At 62.3% G+C, this 20,794-nt stretch carries 14 protein-coding genes; 7 read left to right on the top strand and 7 right to left on the bottom strand.

Translation table 11 applies throughout. The annotated features are described in order from the left end of the window. The coding region (locus ACTHL0_RS12220) for an ankyrin repeat domain-containing protein (RefSeq protein ID WP_440567012.1) at nt 1–3,435 on the top strand (3,435 nt) is incomplete at its 5' end. 319 nt (nt 3,436–3,754) lie between these two features. After that, nucleotides 3,755–5,239 carry a pectate lyase family protein gene (locus tag ACTHL0_RS12215; protein WP_440567011.1) on the top strand — a complete coding sequence of 495 codons (1,485 nt, stop codon included), beginning with the start codon at nt 3,755–3,757 and terminating at the stop codon, nt 5,237–5,239. A 171-nt stretch (nt 5,240–5,410) separates the two neighbouring features. On the opposite strand, the gene ACTHL0_RS12210 is transcribed toward ACTHL0_RS12215, so the two are convergent. The 4 genes from ACTHL0_RS12210 to ACTHL0_RS12195 form a co-directional block, all read right to left on the bottom strand. Then, the gene (locus ACTHL0_RS12210; protein ID WP_440567010.1) at nt 5,411–5,857 is read right to left on the bottom strand and encodes a VirK family protein; all 447 of its coding nucleotides are present in this window, start codon (nt 5,855–5,857) and stop codon (nt 5,411–5,413) included. A gap of 58 nt (nt 5,858–5,915) precedes the next feature. Beyond that, the gene (locus tag ACTHL0_RS12205; protein ID WP_440567009.1) at nt 5,916–6,497 is read right to left on the bottom strand and encodes a chorismate mutase; all 582 of its coding nucleotides are present in this window, start codon (nt 6,495–6,497) and stop codon (nt 5,916–5,918) included. Between the two features lie 171 nt (nt 6,498–6,668). Then, on the bottom strand, nt 6,669–6,965 hold the full coding sequence (locus ACTHL0_RS12200) for a hypothetical protein (RefSeq protein WP_440567008.1): 297 nt from the start codon (nt 6,963–6,965) through the stop codon (nt 6,669–6,671). An 894-nt stretch (nt 6,966–7,859) separates the two neighbouring features. After that, entirely contained in the window at nt 7,860–8,567 is a 708-nt protein-coding gene (locus ACTHL0_RS12195; RefSeq protein ID WP_440567007.1) for a TorF family putative porin, read from the bottom strand. A gap of 559 nt (nt 8,568–9,126) precedes the next feature. Here ACTHL0_RS12195 and ACTHL0_RS12190 point away from each other — a divergent pair. Together ACTHL0_RS12190 and ACTHL0_RS12185 are read left to right on the top strand one after the other, a co-directional pair. After that, the gene (locus ACTHL0_RS12190) at nt 9,127–10,047 is read left to right on the top strand and encodes a hypothetical protein (RefSeq protein WP_440567006.1); all 921 of its coding nucleotides are present in this window, start codon (nt 9,127–9,129) and stop codon (nt 10,045–10,047) included. A 222-nt stretch (nt 10,048–10,269) separates the two neighbouring features. Further along, nucleotides 10,270–11,724 (top strand): S8 family peptidase, encoded by a 1,455-nt coding sequence (locus ACTHL0_RS12185; RefSeq protein WP_440567005.1) that lies wholly within the window; start codon nt 10,270–10,272, stop codon nt 11,722–11,724. A 91-nt stretch (nt 11,725–11,815) separates the two neighbouring features. On the opposite strand, the gene ACTHL0_RS12180 is transcribed toward ACTHL0_RS12185, so the two are convergent. After that, the gene (locus ACTHL0_RS12180; protein ID WP_440567004.1) at nt 11,816–13,828 is read right to left on the bottom strand and encodes a hypothetical protein; all 2,013 of its coding nucleotides are present in this window, start codon (nt 13,826–13,828) and stop codon (nt 11,816–11,818) included. A gap of 289 nt (nt 13,829–14,117) precedes the next feature. Between ACTHL0_RS12180 and ACTHL0_RS12175 the strand changes: the two genes are divergently transcribed. Both ACTHL0_RS12175 and ACTHL0_RS12170 read left to right on the top strand, forming a co-directional pair. Continuing rightward, a complete protein-coding gene (locus ACTHL0_RS12175) occupies nt 14,118–14,324 on the top strand; it encodes a hypothetical protein (protein ID WP_440567003.1) in 207 nt (68 codons plus the stop codon). A gap of 325 nt (nt 14,325–14,649) precedes the next feature. Next, nucleotides 14,650–15,045, top strand: coding sequence for a hypothetical protein (locus tag ACTHL0_RS12170; protein ID WP_440567001.1), 396 nt, complete (start codon nt 14,650–14,652; stop codon nt 15,043–15,045). A 186-nt stretch (nt 15,046–15,231) separates the two neighbouring features. On the opposite strand, the gene ACTHL0_RS12165 is transcribed toward ACTHL0_RS12170, so the two are convergent. After that, nucleotides 15,232–15,615, bottom strand: a complete 384-nt coding sequence (locus tag ACTHL0_RS12165) for a hypothetical protein (protein WP_440566999.1) — start codon at nt 15,613–15,615, stop codon at nt 15,232–15,234. Between the two features lie 205 nt (nt 15,616–15,820). Here ACTHL0_RS12165 and ACTHL0_RS12160 point away from each other — a divergent pair, with 205 nt between their 5' ends. Continuing rightward, complete coding sequence (locus ACTHL0_RS12160; RefSeq protein WP_440566998.1) at nt 15,821–16,093, top strand: hypothetical protein; 273 nt, start codon at nt 15,821–15,823, stop codon at nt 16,091–16,093. A gap of 196 nt (nt 16,094–16,289) precedes the next feature. Here the strand turns inward: ACTHL0_RS12160 and ACTHL0_RS12155 are convergent, their stop codons facing one another. Beyond that, complete coding sequence (locus tag ACTHL0_RS12155) at nt 16,290–20,780, bottom strand: ankyrin repeat domain-containing protein (RefSeq protein ID WP_440566997.1); 4,491 nt, start codon at nt 20,778–20,780, stop codon at nt 16,290–16,292. Between the last annotated feature and the right edge of the window lie 14 nt (nt 20,781–20,794).

Raw genomic sequence — 20,794 nt, 5'->3', positions numbered from 1 at the left:
TTGAAATTCAACGCCAGGTCTCAATGGGAAAGGATGCTGTCGCAGGCGATCCTCGACTTCACGCAGGAGCGCTTCGGGACGAGGCCGAACTACCGGAACAACGAAATCCACTACCACAACGCGTGCTGGAATCATCTTGCGTCGGACTACGGAATGGACGAGGCCGACGATGCGTTTATCCAGAGCTTGCACATCACGAACGATGAACTCGCGGCCAGCAAGCATCATGTCGCGCGGCGGGTCACACCCGGGCGGCTCGTCCACCTCGTGGCTGAGAGTGCGCTTGCGGAGATTCGCGGCCGCTTCAATGCGCTCGTCGACCGGCCGTTGACCCTGGATGAGGTCTTCCAGTTCTATGGGGAGTTTGAAACCTGGGCGGAGACGGAGCTGAACGAGCGGTTCGGCATGGTGCCGCCCGCGGCACTATTCGTGAGCGTCGAAGACGAGAATGAGGAAACCATTTACCGGATGACTCACGATCCCGCGCTGCTGATGCCGGACATCGGCAAGAACCTCGTCGACAGCGGTCTGCTGAACGAGTTTCCGATGCGCGACGTGGCCACGAAGGGGCCAGAAAGAATCGTCCAACTGGCGTATCAATCGTTTCTGGTGCGCAACGACGCAGCGAAAGAAAGCCGTTCGCTGTTGGTCAGCGATCTCGAGGGCTTGAACGCCGCGTTGACGCCGCAGATGGCCATCGCGGCGTTGAGCAACGTTCCGAAGGAGAAGCTGTCCGCCATACCGCCGGAGCGGGTGGCCGCGTTGCTCGCCAGCGAGCAAGATCCGTTCGCATGGTTGTCGCTGCAAAGCGACCCGGTGGTGCGCGATTACCGCGCTGCACACCCGAATTCGGCGCAGACGTTGTTTGCTCACATGCCGGCGGCGATGCGCTCACTGAACGGGATGCAGCGCGAGCAAGCGTTGCTCGGCGCGGCCAAAGCCGGTGATCAACAGTTCGCCGCCGTGCTGGCTCACGGCTTCACGCGCATCCAGTGCGTGGACGGTCAGGGCAATACCGTGTTGCACTACGCGGCGAGTCAAGGGATGCCTGCTCTGATCGATCGGCTTGCCGGCAAGCTCGATTTCAACGTGCGCAATCCCGATAACCGGACGCCTCTCATGCTGGCCGCGCAAACGGGGCACCGCGCTGCGATCCGCAAATTGGCCGAGCATGGCGCGGGGCTCGAACTGACTCGGGGCACCGGCCGCACTGCGCTCATGATCGCCGCCGAGGCCGGTCAAGCGGCTTCAATCGAGGAATTGCACGCCGTCGGCGCGAATCTCGAGGCGGTCGATCAACAAGGCCGGAGCGCACTGCTGATCGCCGCCGCGTTCAACAAACCCGCCGCGGTGGCGGCGCTTCTCGCATCGGGTACGGACCGCTCGCGCACCGACAACCAGGGTTGGAGCGCATTGCTCATCGCCGCCGCGCACAACAGCACCGCGGTCATCGCTGAACTGGCGGCGCAGAATGTCGACATGGAACAAACCGCGCCGACGGGTGCCACTGCGCTCATGATCGCGGCGGCAAACGGTCGCGCGGAGGCCATCGAAGCGCTCGCTGCACATTCGGTCGACATGAATCGCGCCGATAACCAAGGCTCGACGGCATTGATCCTCGCGGCGCAAAGTGGACACGGGAGGGCGATCGAGGCACTGGCTGCGGGCGGCGCCGATCCGAACCGCGTCAACCCGCTTGGCATGGCAGCCGTGATGTTTGCCGCATCGGGAAATCATGCGACAGCGATCGAAGCACTGGCCGATCACGGCGCCAACCTCGATATCGCAACGCCGGATGGCGTGACCGCATTGATGTGCGCCGCTCAGCTCGGGCGTGTTGCTGCGATCGAGGCGCTGGCCGGGCGCGGCGCGCAGGTTGATCTCGGCAACCGGATGGGCACGACGGCGCTGATGGGCGCTGCGTTAGGCGGTCACGCGGCGGCGATCGAGGCGCTGATCAAGCACGGCGCTTCGCGCGATCTTGCGGCTCCGAGCGGTATGACTGCCCTAATGTACGCCTCTTTGCAGGGACACACTGCCGCGATCGCTGCGCTTGCCGAGGGTGGGGCCGATCTGAATCTGGCATCGCCTCCAGGTATGACGGCATTGATGCACGCCGCTCAGCGTGGGCATGTCGAGGTCGTCGACGCGCTGGCCGCACGCGGCGCCAACCTCGAGCATGCCGACGACGATGGCTGGACCGGGCTGCTGCACGCAGCAATGATGGGAAAGGTGGATGTCGTTGCGGCTCTTGCCGCGCGCGGTGCCAATGTGAACCACGCCGATTCGGCTGGCCTGACCGCTTTGATGATGGCCGCCCAAGAGGGCAACCTTGCCATGACAGAAGTGCTAGTGGCTAACGGCGCCGATCTGGATCTCGCGGATGTGCAGAAGAAGACTGCGCTGATCCGTGCGGCACAAGGAGGACACTCGGCAGTCGCGGCCGCACTGGTGGCAAGACACGCCGATCTCGAACTCAGCGACGACAATCAATGGACCGCATTGCTGCACGCGGCCAATGCCAAGGACCCGGCCACGCTCGCGCTGCTGTTGGAGGCGGGCGCAAACTTCGAGCATACGGACAAGGAGGGGTGGAACGCCCTCATGGTGGCGGCGTCGGCGGATCGTCCCGCGGCGATGGATGCGCTGGTCGAGAAGGGGCTGGATCCCAATGCGACCAACGCAAAGGGCCGGACGGCGCTGATGATCGCGGCGAACGATAACAGCGCCGATGCGATCCGATGGCTGGCATCCAAGAAAGTCGACCTCGAACAAGCTGATCCGGACGATCTAACCGCGCTGATGATAGCGGCCAGCTGCGGCCAAGTGGACGCGCTGGTTGCGCTGCTGTTCGCCAATGCCAATGTGGACCGGGTCGATGCGAACGGGTGGACGGCGCTGATGCACGCCGTGACGGCCGACGATCGGGAAACGATCGCGGTGCTGCTCGAGCACGATGCCAACATCGAGGACGTCGACGAGCACGGCATGTCCGCGCTATTGATCGCCGCTCAAGAGGGCAGCGTTGAGGCACTGAAAGCGCTGGTCGAAGCGGATGCAGACGTCCACCGCACAGACAACCGGGGCCGCACCGCCTTGATGCACGCTGCGCAAAGTGGTGTCCCCGAAGCGGTTATCGCGTTGCTGAATGGTGGCGCCGGCGAGACCATCCGCGTCATCGACCATGACGGTCTGACGGCGCTTGCGCACGCTGAGGCATCGGGGAACGCCGAGATCGCCGATCTATTGATGCAGCTGGACGGCGACGACGCTACCGATAGCGAAACCGACGCCTCCGCGTCCGAACGATCGTCCGGCGCAGGTTCGTCGGGAACCTCTCCGTCGTCGGGCGGATTGCTGGGTAAGCGGCCGGGTCCCTCGGAATCGTCGCCTCCCTCGTCGCCGGAGACGTCTTCGAAACGGCAAAGGCTTTGAGGGGAAAAATGCTGCGATGGCGGCAAGATAGTCGATGAATTTATTTCGTTGATCAACCACAGTTTTCGCGGCAGTGATTCAGATCCAGCTGTTCCCGCTCATAGCATGGTTTCGCTGCAATCGGGCTGCACGTCACTGCGTCGCCCTGTTTGTTCATCCATTAACCTATGCAAATGAGGAGCGAATCGTGTCGGCAATCAACGGTCGGATCGAGAGTACTGCGCCAGTATCGGTGAACCACGAAGGTTCGGGCGCCCCCAGCTCGGAGAAAAAGTCGTCTGACGCAGTACTCGCGAGCGCGGAAACGCGACTGCAGGACATGTTGAAACAGATGTCGCTGAACGGTACGGGCCTGGATGACGACAAACATCACCATGGTCATAACAAGCACCACACCCACCACACCCACCATTCGCATCATCACGCGCATGAGGCGAAGCACCATTCGCACGCGCAGGACAACCGCCAGGCGAATACGCGCGAAGGCGGCAATCGATCGCCGGCGAACACCGGCGGGTCAATGGTTCCGCATGCGAGCCACGGCACGACAAAGAATGCAAAATCGGATCGGCGACTCGAAGGTTCAAGCGCCGGCTCGGACAAACGCGGGGCCTTGGGTACCTCAGGGGTAAAAAGCGTGGGCCAAACCCGTTCAACATCGGCGAGTGGACCGGCATCGACCGTCGCCGCGGCGGCGGCTTCGAACAGCTCGCCCTCTAGCGCATCTGCCGGTGACCATGCACGCGAAACGCTCGCCGCCGGCCATGGTTGGGGCGCTCAGAACGGGGGCGTGACGGGCGGCTCCAAGGCCGACGCGGCCCATGTCTTCACCGTCTCTAACCGCGATCAGCTGATTGCCGCGCTGGGTGGCAACAACTCGACAAACGCTTCCAATTCGACGCCGAAGATCATCCAGATCAAAGGCAACATCGATCTGAACTCGGATAGCAGCGGTAGATCGTTGAGTAAGAGCGATTTCGCCAACGAGAATGCGCAGTTGGCGCACGACATGCTGAACGTGGGCTCCAACACGACGATCATCGGGATCGGCAACAACGCTGGCATTAGCGGAGGCGGGTTCAATCTCAACAATCAGCACAACATCATTGTTCGCAATCTGAACATGACATCGCCGTTCGATTTCTTCCCCGGGAAGGATGCGGAAGGCAACCCGCATGGGCGCGTGTACAGCATCGAGGCGAAAGGGACACAAAACCTCTGGGTGGACCACAACACATTCAAGGATGGGACCACGCCGCCGGGCGCGATCAGCGGCGATCAACTGGATTTCACCGATGGAGCGAACTATGCGACGGTGTCCAATAATCAGTTTCTAAGCCACAACAAGTCGATCCTGATCGGATCGAGCGACGGCATGACGAGCGACCGAGGCAAGCTCAACGTCACGATCGACCATAACCTGTTCGCGGGCGTTTCTCAGCGCGATCCGCGGGTGCGTTTTGGCAATGTCGAGGTGGCCAACAACCTATACCAGGACAGCTCGTCACAAGCAAATCGCTTTCAGTACAACCTCGGCGTGGGTGTCGAGTCGAATATCACTTCGCAGAACAACGCATTCGAAACGAATGGCGTCAGCGCGCAAAGCCTGGTCAAGCGATTCGGCGATTCGGGTCATCTGACCGACAGCGGCTCGCTAGTGAATGGCCAAGCGGTGAATCTGTCGTCCTCGCCGACGGGCAGCGGGCCGGGGCGAGGGGGGATCGCCAACCTCGATCCGACCAACGAGGTAGCGGCGAAGGTGCTTGCTCAGTCCGGTGCAGGCCGGCTCGGCCTCGGCGACTGATCGGCGTGATAGCGCCGCGTACTTTCGGCGCCTGTGGCCGAGGCCATCCGGTCCGGCCACGGCTACCTTACTGCCTTCGATGTGTTAGCGGCACAGCGGTGATCGCGCGATCAGATCCGATCACCGTACGGGGCTATCGATTGCCCCGTACGGTGTCGCGTGAGCGGATAGTCAATGCCGATCGGCGAAGAATTCGATGCCGTGATTGATCGCGCAGGTGTAATTGATCTCGGGCATCAGCCGAGCGTACGAGGGAAGCGAAAAGATGTCGGTCGAAAAGGCAACGGTCTGATCGGGCTTGACTTGGTAGCGGATGAATTGCCAAAGCGGCGAGCCATCTTGCGCGACGCTCGCATGCTCATCCGCGAAGCTCAGTGTACCGTCGGGCGTGATCCGGTACGACGTGATCTTGAGCCCGCCCCGCGTGGTGCCGGGGCGCGTGGTAGTCCCCGCCGGCGCGCAGCGAGTCAGATCGACCGCCACCGATACGGGCGTGCCGTGATTGAGTGCGTCTTCGACTTGCTCGACGTTCGACAACTGCGAAGCTGCCGAAGCGTGCGCGGACCAGAGGCCGGCTGCGATCGAGAGCGCGAGCAAGCGGGATTTGATTGACGTCATCGTTTTTCTCTCTCAGGTTGGTTCAGTGAACGCGGGCGTGTCGATACCTGCGTCGATATCAGTAGACGCGGCAGAATCCGGCCATTGCACGATCGAGCGCGATCAACGGCAGATCGGTCGGATCGAATTGATGCTCGAACGCGTAATGTCCTACCGCGCGCGCCACCTCCTTTGCGCACTCGCTACTGTCGAGCACGGGTTTTGCGCCGACGAGTTCGGCGATCATCTTCGTCTGCAGGCGATCGAGTTCCGGCCGGATGGTGCCGGTTAGATCGATCGGTGCATGCGGCGGCGCGTAGCCGGCGCGGCGCCATCTGGCGAGCAGCGAGTACTGCACGAGCTTGTTCGCCTCGATTTGCGCCTTGAAAAAGCGCGTCACGTCGGCCGCGGTGAGATTCGAACGCTGACCTTCCGCGACAGCATTCGATATCACCGCGCTTTCGCGCGCCGTATCTTCGACGCTTGTGCCGCTGTCCCACTTCGACAGCGCCACCTCCTCGCCGATCCCGAGGCGCTGCGCCGAACTTTCGACGAGCGGGCGCAGAATGTTTTTTGCATCGTCCGCATGTGCGGCTTGCATGCCGAAGCAAACGAAGGCGGCGCATAGGGCCGCTTTCGCCTTCCAGTGTCGAGGTTTCATATCGATCGAAAATTTTGTTGATTGATCCGAAGCGCTGTGCAAACAGCGGATCAATTTATATAAATTTTCGTTCAAAGAAAAGCAGTAAATCGCTTATGCCTTCGGCGTAAGGATTTTCTGATCGGATATTCCGAGAATTCTTATTGTTCCTTGAATACCCGATCTCCTGCTTTACCGCGGCCCTACGTTGCCCTGTGGCGCTGAAAATGCGGCGCTTTGATCGAAATCCGCACTGTCCAGCGGAGCTGGCGTGGGCCGGCGCAGCGTCGGGGTGGGGCGAGCTGGCGTATTTCCGGCCGGTCTTGAACGCGGCGCGGCCGGCGTTTGATTCCTGAGCGCGACGCGAACCTGTTGATCGAAGGCCAGCAATGGGTGACTGCCGTGGAAGCCTTCCGTAATGTCGTGGGGAATTCCGGCATTTCGGAGGAATGACACGATATTGGGAGGAAAATCGTTACCGAAGCTCATGAAATTCGCCACCGCTGTATTGAATTCATGCGGATCGATGCCGGCCCGGCGCAGCGTTTCGAGGGGCGCTTGGTTCGTTTGCCCGCGTGCCGGCGAGTGTGCTCGGGCCACTGGGGCTGCTTGGGCTCCTTGCGGCGGCGATGTCTCGCCTCTGCGCCGCAGTCCCGGGCTCCTGGTCAGGCCAGCCGGCCGTGGCGGCGTGGCGGCCGGCCTGCTCGAACGGAGCTCGCTATAAATCTTATTGCTGAGCGCCAGTAATGGATGGTTGGCGTCAATGGCATCGCGTGTATTCAACTCGAGCTCGGTACTCACGCCAGCGTGATGCAGTGCGGCCTGGAAGTGTGGCGGTAACGCTATGCCGAGCGACATGTACTTGGCTATCGCCTCACGCAACCCTTGCAGGTCGACACCGCGTTCCCTCAACGTGTCGATCGGTGCACGAGCGCTTTGCCCGCGTGCCGGAGTGCCGGGTGCGGCGCCCCGCGGCGGGCTGGCGGAGGGGCTGGTGGAATGGCTCCCGGAAGCGCTCCCGCTCGAAGAAGATTTGCGCGGACGACCGATGTTGCCGAGCGCTGCACCGATCGATCCAAGAAAGGAGCGATGCTTGGTGTTCGACGATCCTTGGGTGCCGTGACGCGGCGTTTCATTGCCTCGTGGCGTAATCGGCGAAGAAGAGGGGCTACCACCCGAGATTCGCGGCATGTCAAGCGACTCCGTTATTTTCCGCGTCTTGCACGCGTGTACATCCAGCTAGTGGGACAGACGATAACGAAGAAGGTGTCGCCTTTGCGGCTCGGACGACGAAATGCATGGCAATTGCGCGAAACAAACCTGCCGCGGTTGGCGCAAGCCTTGTTAGCAAGCGAAACGCCAGCGTCGGCGCGAGGCACACCTTTAGAAGGACCAGCTTACCTGTGCGACCCACCGATGCACGAGCATCGAACCGAATCGGCGTTCGGTGGGGGCGGGGGCTTGCGTGCCGAAGTAGGCGACCTGGAACTGCAACGAGCGGTACTGATAGTTCAGGCCAATGTCGTCGTAGAAGAAGCCGTTGCCGATTCCCGCATGCAAGTCGTAATAGCCGATGCCGGCCGTCGCTGAGAATCCATGTGCCAACGGATAGTGCCCGACGAGGTTGTAGGCCAGCGCGAGCGTGCGGGCAGAGCCGCCATAGCTGGTATTGGGCGAGGCAGTCACGGAGGCGAACAACACCTCTCGCCATCCCGCTTTCAGCGCAGCCTCGTCGTATTCGAGCTGCTTTGCTGCCGGCGTGTGGGCAAACTGATAATGCAGCACGATGGCCTGCGCACTCCAATCGCCTGCGCGCCACCCGTAACCGGCATCGGCGACGAATTCGCCCCCTCGCGGCGTGCCATAGAACGGCCTGACGGTCCAGCCCGACACGCCCGCAAACGGGCCTGTGCCGGGATACCAACTCGCCGACACGTCGACTGACGGCTCGCCCTGAGATTCATCGATGCCGCGCTTGATTCGATCGGTCGTGGCGCCTACTTGGAAGTGCCAGGCGTCGTCTGCCCAAGCGGACGGCACCGTGGTCACTACGGCGGCCAGGGGAATCGCATAGTGAAGCGCTAGAGCCATGCGCCGCACGGAGGATAAATGGAAATGCGATTGCCGGTGCAATCTCATTCCCACGCTCACTCCCATTCCCACTGCCGTCCGAAACAACGCATCCCTCCCACTCATGACTCTTGCGCCGGTCCCTTGCATGATGCCGGAGCCGACGTATCGCCAGGCAAGTGCAAGGATGTTAGGCATCCCGCTGCCTGGGCGTGACGATGCTACCTGAGAAAATAGGGAGGGGCGAGAGATCGGTAGTGATCGGTAATGATCGGTAAAACTGATTCGAATGAGAATGGGCGCCCATCGGCGAAAAAACATTGCATGCCGCGAGATATTCCCAATAGCTAGGAAGGATGGGTCTTTGGAACCGGTGTCATCGCCTGTGATTCGTCGACGGCATTCGGTTTTCGCCGGCAATGAAAGCGTTGCGCGCGCGCATCGCTATCTTGACGCGCAGAGCGACGCTTCGCCTGCGTTCCGGACACGCGGACATAGGGGCCGTTTGCGCCGCTCGCGCGGCGGGACCCTTCGCGCATGGTGTGCAGGGGTCGTCCCACTATTTGAGGAGATCAATACCATGAGCGTGAACGTTTCTACCAACAGCAACGCGCAAATTGCGCCACTCGATTCGACTCCGTCCGATTCGTTTTCGCCCGACACGGCCGTGGCGAACTATGAATCGCTTTACGAAGCGGCGCTGCAATCGATCCAGCAGATGCTGCAGCAGATTTTCGCGGAAGAAGGCTCGCTCGATACGGGCAGCGTCGATAACGGCGCACAAGCCGATTCGGGCATGAACGCGCAAAGCGCGTCCGGCGCGCTGGCCTCGTATATGCACGAGAACGGCATCAACACGCTTAACCCGAATCAGCTCTATCAGATGGCGTACAACCCGAAGGCGGGTACGCCGTCGGAAGTCTCCGATGCGGCGAAGTTCATGCTCGAGAATCCGGACACGTTCAACCAGATCGAAACGCACGATGTGGCCGGATCGGACGGTATCGCGGGCGTCAACGATTTCGATTGGGCGGCACAGGGCGGATTGAGCAGCGCATCGAATGGGGGCGATACGATCTCCACGGACGATACGACGGACTTCGGTTCGATGGGCGGTTCGATGGATGCCTCGACCGGCGACCCGATGATCGACCCGACGGCAAATCTGACGACCGACCCGATGGGGAGCAATTCGACGGGCGATACGAGCACGCCGATGGACGCGCAAAGTGCTTCCGGCGCCATTGCCGCGTGCATGCACGAACAGGGCACACGGACGGTCGATCCGAACAAACTCTACCAAATGGCTTACAACCCGTCGGCCGGCACGACGCCCACCGATTCGGCCGCCGCGAAATTCATGCTCTCGAATCCCGATACGTTCAATCAAATCGAAACACACGACGTGGCAGGTTCCGATGGGATCGCGGGTGTGAATGACTTTGATTGGGCGGCGCAAGGCGGCCTCGATCAAAACGCAAACGCTGAAGCTAAGGTCTGATGAAATAGCCGCGCGGACAGGCGCCCCACGCCGTCCCGCGCGGCCCGATCGCATTTGTTATATTTCATGCGCTCAGGCAGCAACGTTTTTGGCCGTTAGTGGTACTCACAGGTTATCTAGCTCTGCTTGTTTCGAACAGCTACCCGGAGAACCGAACCCAATGACGAATTGCTTCCCTCGCGCGCCGCATGCCGGCCGTGCCTCCCGGAACGGGGGCCAGCCATGAACAGGGTCACCCGCGCGCGCATCGCCGGCTTATCCGGGAAGGTGAATACAGCCGTCCGGCGCATCGCGTCGCGGCGGCTCGCTGCGCTCGTCGCGGCCATCGTGCCGCTTGCCGTCGCGTGCAGCGATGCGCCGCTCGTCCCGCCGTCCAATGTCGAGATCGATCCGAGCGTCCTGCGGCAGATCCACGACGATGGCGAGCGGATGGTTGTCGTCGCCGTCGAGAATCCGAGCGAGTCTGTGCCGATGCTGGCGGGCACGACGATCGGCGCTTACGACGGCGGGCCCGGTTATGCGGCGTACGGAAGCGCACGCGCGACGGTCGACGCGATCGCCAACGACTACAAGCTCGAACCGGTGATGGCTTGGCCGATCGTGCCGCTGCAAGTGCACTGTGCGGTACTCGAGGTGCGTGACAGCCGCACGCGGGCGCAGGTAATCGAGCAGCTATCGCATGACCGGCGCGTGAAGCTCGTGCAGCCGCTGCAGTCCTTTCGTACCGTCGGCTCCTTGATCAAACCGGGCGGCGAGGCCGGTACCGCACCCGAAACGGCCACCGCTGCATCCGATTCGAAAGACGCCGCGCACGCCTACAACGCAAACTATGTCGATCTGGAGCGCGGCTTGCGCGAGATCGACGCGCTTTCGGCGCAGCGGTTTGCTCAGGGCGAAGGCGTGCGCATCGCCGTCATCGATACGGGGATCGATACCTCCCACCCCGGCCTCGCAGGGACGGTCGAGACGAGACGCGATTTTGTCGAGCAGGGATGGCCGGCGTTCGATCACGATGTCCATGGCACGGCGGTGGCCGGTGTCATCGCGGCCAATCAGAGTGGCGGCCATGGAATCGTGGGCGTCGCCCCGCGTTCGCGCATCCTCGCGTTGAAGGCTTGCTGGCAGGAACCGTCGGGCGGCGGTCACGTGAACGACGGCGCATCGACATGCAATTCCTTGACGCTGGCGCAGGCATTGGCCGCTGCGATCGCCCTGCACGCGAGCATCATCAACTTGAGCTTGAGCGGGCCGCCCGATCCGTTGTTGACCCAGCTCGTTCAATATTCGCTAAAGCACGGCATCGTGGTGATCGGCGCCGTGCCGCCGAGCGGCGACATGCGTGCGTTTCCCGTCGGCATTCCACACGTGATCGCGGCCGACTACACGAACGCCAAAACGGCGGCACCGGTCGTGCGCGCACCCGGCCGCGATGTGCTGAGCCTGACGCCGGGCGGTCACTACGATTTTTTTTCCGGCACGTCGTTCTCCACCGCCTTCGTATCGGGCGTGGCCGCGTTGATGCTGTCGGTGGATCCCAAGCTGGACGCTGACAAGATCTATGCGGCGCTTAAAAGCAGTACTCGCGGCGATGCCGCGCGGCAAACGGTCGACGCTTGCGGCGCGTTATCGGCGGTATCGGGCGTGATCTGCGGCGACGTTGCCAGCCGCTCCCGCTGAGCCGCGGGGCGGGGTGCAGCACCGCATGGCATGACGTGCATGCGAGCGCGGCCACGAAACGTCATCGCGTCGCGCCCTATAGCCGCTTTGCTTATGCTTCGTGCTCGGTTGGAGCGGGCCTGTTCTGCTCGCGGGGCGGCGCCATTGCCGACAGCTCCCGTACCCCGGAAATACTCCGGTTGCCTTGTACGTTCGCCAGGAACGAGAGCCCGGCGGTCGTGCTGGTGCCGAGCCCTTCCATCACGTAGAGCGATTGGCGTTCCCAGGTGTTCTCGTCTTTCAGCACCCCCTCGAGATCGGCATTGAGCCGGCTCAAGTGATTCGCTTCCGCGGCGCTCAAGTCTTGCCTTCCATCGTAGTGGCGACGCAGTTCGTTGAGCGCGTCGATCTTGCGTGCGGCCACGGGCGTCATTTCCTTGCGTTCGCCCATGATGAGATTGCCACGGCCGCGCAGTGCCTTGGTCTTCGAAAGGTAATCGTTGACCGCGCTTTCGGCGTCCTGGGTCCCGCCCATCTTCGCCACCCATCCCGCACGATGGTGGTTGACGTATTTCTCGAAGTCCTTGTATACGGCGAATTCCGTGTCCTGGAACGAGTGGTTGGGAACGATGCGGCCGTTTTCATACGCCAGCCGCGCGGCTGCGTTCGTGTTGGTGGCGAGCATCGTTGTGCCGATGCCGACGTAGGGAATCGACGGAAACGAAATGGCGGCGAGATGCCCGGCATGGCTCACCGGCGCGCTGGGCATGCCTTCCACGAGTGAGGCCGAAACCGAAGCGGCACGGCCGGAATTGCTCGTGGCCGTCTTGAGTTGGTGGTTTCCCGTTTGATCCTTGGCCACGCTCTTCGCGCCGTAAATTTTCCTGAGCCCCGCCGTGAACGACGGCCCCCACTTCGTGTTTTTATTGCCGGCACGCGCGGTGATGCCCGCGGACGCGGTGCCATACTTTTGCGAGCCCTCGGCAGCCACCCAATTGATCGACACATCCGAGTCCTTGTAGAACTCGTGCGCGATACCGGCCCACATCTGTTCCGCCGTAGCCGGCGCGCCGCCGCCCGCCCCGGACGCCTTGACGCTCCCGAGCACGCTTTTCATCTTCGCTCGCCATTGATCCGGTTGACCCGTGCTGCGCGAATCGTCGGAGCGGCGCGTGCGGATGGCGACGCCGCGCAAACTGTTTTTGTCGTTGCCGAAGAAGCGAATGCCGCCGAACGCACCCAACGAAGCGCGGCCTTTCGCAAACGACCATCCGCCGAAGCCGCTGATCCCCCCGTATGTGGAGCTGCGCGAATCGGTGCCGATGAACAGGCTGCCAAAGTGCGCGCTCGAACCGATGTCGATCACTGCGTGACGGCCGCGCAAGTAACCGACGTCAGGCGTGAGAGTGAGACTGGGCACGGCCACGTGCGAGGACAATTGGGCCAACGTTTCGGACGTCACGCTCGCGACGCCATGCGTGCCGCCGCTCGACATGCGAATGTCGTAGGTGTCGCGGATCGTATCGATGAGCTTGTCCAGTGCGTCGAACTGCGCTTCGGGCGTATTGCCGGCCGGGCGAATGTCCTTGTCGGCCGGGCGCTTGAACGCCTGAAGCTTGCCGTTCACCGCATCGGGGATGCCCGCTTCGCCCCATATCTGCTCCGCCATCCTTTGCGGCGTATCTGTCGTGCACTTTCGCAGGTTCTGCTTGACCCAGTTGCGCGCGGCGGCGCCCTGCGATTGGCCGGGCAGCCGCTGCTCGACGCGTTTCGCAATTTCGTCGAGATCCTTGCTCGAAAACCGATGCTTTTCGCGCAGACCCTTGATGCTCGCGCGATCATGCCATTGCTCGAGTACCGCGATTCTGGCTGCGTGCTGCATGCGTCGATCGGTGTTGCCCGCGGGCTCGGATTCCAATTGCTGCTCGAGTTGGCCCTTCATCGTATCGACCGCCCCCTTGAACGCGGCGAATTCTTCCTCGGGATAGGCGAGCATCAGACCGCTCGTGCCGAATTTGCGCAGCGACGACAACGGGGACTTCTTCATGCCGAGAAAACCCGCGAACGGTCCTGCAATCTTGCCCGGCGTCGCGGAGCGTTGTGCGTACTTGTGCAGCTTGAACATGCGCTGTTGGGTTTTGGCGAGCGTGGTGCCGGCGCCTTCTTCCTTGAATTCGCAACGCCAGTTGAAGTAGGCCGCCCGCGTTGGCGCGCAACATGAGGGCCGTCTGCAACGCTTTGGCCGCGACAGGTGCGGGATGGTTGTTGAGCCAGGCGGCGAGTGCGGGGTCCGCGCCGGCGGCGGCATGGGATGTATTCGTCCTTTCGGGCGGCGGCAGCGTGGCGTCGGCGAGCGCGGCCAATTCCTCGATCGATGTCGGTCCCGCAACGTCGGGCGGCAGGCCCCGCAACAGATGTTCGGCCGCGCTCAGCGCTTGCCGGAATCCGTCGAGTTGGATGCGCGCTGCGCCTGCATCATTCGATTGCGGTACGAGATGCGGCGCGAGCTTGAGCAGCGTTTCCATGCCCATGTCCGTGCTGCCCAACGCGATCTGCAGCGCGAACGCGTCGCGCTGCGCAGCCGGCTCGGCCTCGACTTCGGGCGTCATCAGGGCATGTAACGCGGCATTGGCGCGCTCGGGGGCGGACGAAGTTCGTGCGGGGCTGGCGGGTGCGGGGGCGATGGTACTGGCCGGCGCTGCCGATGCGGTTTGCTTGTCGGCCGTGCCGCCGCCTACCACTCGCAACAGTGCGTTCGACACGATCGCCGCCGTGGCGCCCTCTGCGTCGGGCTGGTTCGGGCGTTCCTTCATTACCCGATCCCGAAGCGTGCTCATGAGAACGTCCAAACCGGCGCGATCGAAGTGTCCTCCGTCGTGCGTTTGCCACTGCGTCCGAATCTGCGCGATTGCTCCGTCCGTCGTGGAAAGACCGAGCAGCACGCCAGTGTCCCCCTTGTTCGGCCCCGCGAGCGATCGCCAGTTGCCCTCGTGTTTGCCCGAGAGCGACGATGGCGGCTTGGGTTCATCACGCGCTGTAACGCGTTTCGTGGGTGCCGTCTCGGGTCTCGCCCGCATCGGCTTGACGGTGGTTTTGCTGAAGAACGGGGTGAAGGCGACGGTTTTCCCCGTTACTCGCAGCGCTTTTCCCACTGCGCTCGGTGCGGATTTCAGCTTGTCGAAGATTCCGCTGCGGTTGCGTGCGGTGGCCCCAGCCGAGCCGGAGGGGGCGCTTGTTTTCCCGGATTCCCCGGACCGGTTGACGGGGCCGCCCGCACCGATGCTGGCGCTGGCAGAGGGCGTTGAAGTGATACGGTCCACCATGATCGACTCCTTTGGCTAGGCGGAGAATGCGCATCGAGTCGCACCGTAGCCGATGCGTGCCGGCGATGGACATGCCATCGTTGGAGTCGAAGTTATTGTTCAGACGTTTTCTGCTGAGCCGGGACGACGAAATAGTGCGCAGGGGGGCGAACAAGGTGTCACGAAACGTACACAAACATCAGCGGCAGGGAAAACAACCCGGCAGTTAGTGCGTCGGTTTCGGCAGCTTGGCAAGATCGAGTTCCAGCGCCTGCAGTTGCTCGCCGATATTGCGTAGAAAGGTTTGTGCGGTGGGCCGCCAGCGCTGAGTTTCCGCCATGGCGCGGTCGGCCTGCAGCGCCTTTTCCCTGCGTTGCGGGTCCTGCTTCTCCCATTGAATTTCGCTGCGCGTGGCGTTCTTGACTTCACTTCCGGTCAGCAGCCGGCTGAATTCGGCGTGCAGGCTTTTCAACTCGTCGCGTTTGGCCGAAAGTTTGTTCGCCATGTCGCGCTTTCCCGACTTCGTGAAGGTTGCCAGCAACGCGGTTTTCCACGAAACGGGCGAGGCGCTTTGGGCCGCCTGCTGCGCCTTGCCGATCGCGCGCCTCAAGCCGATTGCAAGTTGTTCGTGACGCTGCACGAAATCGTCGAGCCGGTCGCGTGAGGGGATCTTCGGCGCATCGATGAGCGAGTAGCGGGGCACGCCGCTCGCTTTATTGTCTCGGGCCGATGGCGATCCGGCAGCGTTCGGTGCTTGACGGAAGATCGGATCCAGCAGCGCTGTCCAGTCATCATTGTCCGTCTTCGCTTTCACAGTGGCATTTGCATTGGGATTTGGATTTGGGTTGGCACTCGATGCGGGGCGGTTCGGCAGCCAGGCGCCGAACGACGGTTCGCGCGTGAGCTGCGGGATCGCGGCGCGGCGCGGTGTATTCGACGCATTCGCCGAGCCGATTCGGCCCGTCCTGCCGAGCAATTTCAGAGTGCCGAGCTGGCCACCTCCCGACGGCAGCGAGGCCGAGCGTCCGGTAGCCGTGCTTTGCCGATTCGAGGTTTCAACGGACGGACGAGTATCCGTCAACGGGTGAGGAGCCGAGGAGGAAACGCGTGTCATGGTTGTAAGTCCGTTGAGTCGGAAGTTCGTTTTCGTTTCGGATAACTAAGTAATCGTCTCGACGTTCGATCCAAAAATAGCCGTACGTTTCCGTCTATGATTCACTAAGCGCCGGTAGTAGGCATGTCTGTGGACGAAAGAGCCAGCCAGAGAGCGAACCGGTCCTTTCCTCATTTGCGCCTGACGACGCGTTCGCCCTGTTTCAGCGCCCCGCGAGTCAAAGCGTAATCGGCTTCGCCGCGCGCCTTTTTCGATCGATCGAGTGCTGCGCGCACGGTCTCGCTGCCTTTCGGCTTCGACAACGGGTTCAGCCGAGCGAGAAGCTTAGGCTGTTTGCCGCGCCGGGCTTCCAGGAGCGGATCGGCACCCGCAGCCAGCAGTGCGCGAACCGAATCGGTCTTGCCGTCCCGGGCTGCGAGGTGGGCGGCGGTGTCGCCCGTGGTGGAATGCTGAGCGTTGACCTGTGCGCCGTGCTGCACGAGCAATTCGATCATCCGTCGATTGCCGCTGCGGGCGGCTGCGTGAAGCGGACGGTAGCCCGCCCGGTCCACCATATTGGCGTTCACGCCTGCTTCGAGCAGCGCAGCGACCGCAGCCGTGTGGCCGTTCTCGCTGGCGAGGTGAAGCGGGGTCGACCACGCATCGTCGTCGGCGCCCGCCGCGACGCCGCGCTCGTGCAGTGAGCGGATCAGATCGGCATCGCCTGCCGCGGCGGCGACATGCATGAGATTCCAGTCATGATCGGGATGTCGCCAGGCGACGTCGAGGGCATCGTGCTTGATCGCCTCGCGCAGCGTGTCGAGAAGCGGTTTCGCGTCTTCGGCGGTACGCATCGCGCCGGCGCGCCCGAGCTGTTCTCGCAGTTTGCTGCCGATCTCGCTCATTTTCGGAGAAGAAGCCTCTATGTCGAAGCTGAATGTTTCGCTGGCCGGCGGCGACGGCGGCGCCTTCTGCCAATCGATCGAGAAGAGGCTGTCTTCGCTGCTGACGGAAGGGGTGGGCTCCTCGATGCGCGGGCTTGAGTTCGGGTTCGGCTTCGGGTTCGGCTTCGGGCTGGAGCTGGAGCTGGAGTGGTCAATCGAAGACGAGGAGCGCTCGCTGTCTTCCGTCACCTTCACTTGCGGCGGCACACGGGTCCCCACGGCGCGCAGCGCCTCAAAGTGATTCCCGAATTGGATCACAGCGACCGGGTGGGCGTCCACGTGCTGCTGTGCTTCGCTCTCGCGCGGCGGCACTCGAAATACCCCGACGTGCCGGCCCGTGTCGCCGGGTTCGTCGACAATCTTGGGCATGACGAGGTTCAACGCGAGGCGCCTTCCATGATCGCGTTGCATCAACTGCAGTAATAGAACGACGGCGGGTTCATCGGCGTGGAGCATCTCGGGCGTGCCGTCGTCGCGCATGATTTCGCCGTGTCCATGAGCGACCAATTCGTCACGGTAACCGCGTGCCGCATCGGCGAGCGCGCGTTCGTCTTCCCGTCCGTAGCGGCCGGTTGCGTGCTGAAGCAGCGAAATGATGAGGCAGTTCAGTCCGCTGCCGCTGTTATAGACGGCTTCGATGCCGTGTTCTCCGAGCCAGGTCCGCGCTGCCCTTTCACCTCCGCCCGCGCCGAGTAAGCGCAGATAGGTATCGACTTCGTTCAGGTTGTCGCTGGCGGACGGCGTGGCTTCATTGAGCGGCGACAGATTGCGCGCTTGCTCGCCGAATACGGGAATGACCGAGACCGCGTCCGCTGCGGCTTGCCATGCCGTTTCCTGGCGCAGGGATTCGTCGTTGGGGAGCGGGGTGGACGTAGGTATCTTCACCCGCATCAGCGGGGGTGTTCGCGTGTCATGCGTGTCATGCGTGTCATGCGTGTCATGCGTTTCATGCGTGTCGTGCGTGTCATGCGTGTCGTGCGTTTCATCGCGCTCGATCTTTATCTCGTTGTTGCCGTTGCGTTCATTCGCCAGTGCAGTCAGTTTTTCGCGAATATCGACGCTTTTCGCATCGCCGAGCCGCGCGCTTTTGCGCGTGCGTGAAAGGGGAATCTGCGCGAGCGCCTGCACGAATGGCGATGCGACGGAGATGCCGGCCGCCTTGGCAAACATGCCCAATTGCCGGCCCGTGAATGCCGCTTTCGTGCGCAGCGGTGCTTGCTCTTTGCGCCACTTGTAGTAATCGGTGGTGCCGTCGAGCTTGCCCGATGCTAGCTTGGCACCGCCGATCGAAAGCGTGATTTCGTCGACGATATCGGCTCGTTTTTCGAGGTCATCCACGAGATCGTCCAAAGCCTTATCCAGACCCTTGAAGTCGAGGCTCGGGTTGTCGACTGAAAACGCCTCGGCATGCGGCACGTCGAGCGCGACCTTAACCGGATCTCCCTCCCGTTTAAGGACTTGGCGCAGGTCGTTCATTTCAGTTTTCTGGAACCGGGCGCGCTCACCGGCCGAATAGTGGGCCGTGAACGGTGCGCTGCCTTGAGAAAGCGTTTGGCCGTCCTTCTGGTCGCCGAAGTGCTGAGGGGGCAAATGAATGCCATGGCTTTCCTTCACGACCTTGTCGACAGTCAAGCCCATGCCCGCCAGGGTGCCCGACGTGTTGACAATGGCGGCGAGCGCGGTCGCGCCGCCCATCGTCATCGTGTAGCGTTCTTCCTCGCCGACGGTCATTCTCTTCGCGAGTTTCGTCGCTTCCACCTGCTGTCGCCCGTCGCCGGAGAAGAGCGCCTGTGCATCGGGATTGCGAATCGCCGCAAGCGCGCGTGCCGCCGAGCCGAGTTTGCTTTGCAGGGCCGGGTCGTCGTCACTGAGGTTGGCCGTCTCTTTCAAACGCGCTTGTGCGGTTTCGAAATTGATCCAATCGCGCAGGCATGCCTTCAATTCCTGTCGTCTTCCGGCGACATGCAGGTTGCGTATCGATGCCTGTGGTCCCGATTCAACCGGCGTCGACTGCAGCTTCAGGAGCGAGCGCGCCGATGCACTGACCTGGCCCAACAGGAGACGGCCCATGCTATCGAAGCGCATCCGATAGGGCGTCTTCCACGCATCGATGACCGTACCAGTGTTGAAGCGGGAACCATAGTTCTGTGTGAACTCGGCATTGAGTTTTTGCGTTCCAGCTTGCAATCGATGTTGAAGCTCGGCCTCGAGCGCACGGAGGGTTTCATCGTCATGAGGCTCAGCGTCCAGCTGTTGTTGATGATCGGTCTTGATTTGCTCGATAGTGTCGGCCGTTTGTTTTCGGTGATCGGCGTACGCTTTACAGTTCTCGAGCGGTTGAAGATCGTCTTTCGTCGAATCGCTTTGCGCGATCGTTTCCAGTTCCGCGAGAAGTTTGCCTCGCGCTTGCTCACGCGTTTCCGGATCGCGCGAACGTCGTGCGCCCAGGTAGGTGCGATAGGCATCGGCCCGCGCTTTTTGCTGCTTGGCCGCGTTGCCGCCCAGCATATCCATCGATTTGGACAGCGCGATAATGGCCCGCTTCGCCTTGGCCTCGCCGTCCTTGCTTGGGCCGCTGCTCAACTGATAGCCGGCGTAGATCAGGGCACCCAGCCCGGCAGCCGCGGCCGTCGCCCCGAGCGTGGCGGCGGAGGTCGGCGCGAAGATGGCCAGCAATGTCGCGGCTAACGTCGCCGTGCCGTTCGCGTAGCTCCCGTACAGCGAAATCTCGTTGCCTCGGAACTCGATCTTGGCGCTTTCCGATGCCGTTTTATAGGTCGACTTCAATTCACTGCGCAAGGAGAATGCGGCAAACGCGATACTCATGTCCTCGCAAGCGGCACGCAGCTGCTGTTCCGCCTGTTGCCGTTGCGAGGCGGTGGCCTCGTGCGGCAGATCGGATCGTGCTTGCGTTGCCTTCTCGAGTGCCGCGAGCGCGGACTCCATCGCGCTGACATCTTTCTTGATCTTTGCGAGCTGCGTGACGAGCTTCGCCGATGCGCTGAGGAGGCTTGGCCCCGCCTTGGCGCTTGGCGCGGCGTCGGCTTTGCCGAGCGGCATCAGTTCCTCGGTCCCGGAATAGTGGAACCGCAGCTTCGCCGACGTGTAGGCGAGCCGGCTGTTGATCGTCGTCAGCAGGAGTTGAGCGCCATAGAGCGCGAGCTTGGCGTAGGGGTGCGCCGTGAGCGCGTATTGCAGCGCGCTCACCGTGCCGTTGATCGTCGAAACGGTGACGGCTTTCTGGCGATGCAGCCCGCCGAGTCCTGCTTTCTTGAAGCTCTCGAGGATGGCCTGAAGTTCTTCGTCGGAAGCACCGATCGATCTCAGGAACGATTCGACCATCGCCTCGTAGTAGGCGTCTTTGCCCGAGCCTTCCGGCAGCAGTCGTTCGGCCTTGCGGTCGGCGGGAATGGCATCGGGGCGCGTGCGCTCGAAGTTCAGTGCCATCAGCCGAGAGAGATCGGGGATCGACACATCGCGGACGAGGTTTTCCCGCCAGCCTTCGCAGATCGCCAACGCGGTACGGTCGTTCCAGCCGTCGACCTTCAGTGCCGGCTCCTGAGGGATCTTGCGCGTATTGATCATCTGCTCGAAGCGCTCCTTCACCGTGCCGCGCGCAGGGCGCGAAGCGGTCGTGGAAGCTTGTGGGTTGGCAGCTTGCGCGACAGCGCTGTTCGCGTCGGCGTGCGGCGAGTCGTCGATATAAGGCAACGGCGCGGTCCGGTCGAGGCGCGGCATGGTGTTCTCCGTAA

This window comes from Trinickia sp., from assembly GCF_051961175.1.
Taxonomy (GTDB): Bacteria; Pseudomonadota; Gammaproteobacteria; order Burkholderiales; family Burkholderiaceae; genus Trinickia.
Note: the sequence above shows the minus strand (reverse complement) of the source record. Positions and strands in the feature narration are given on the sequence as shown.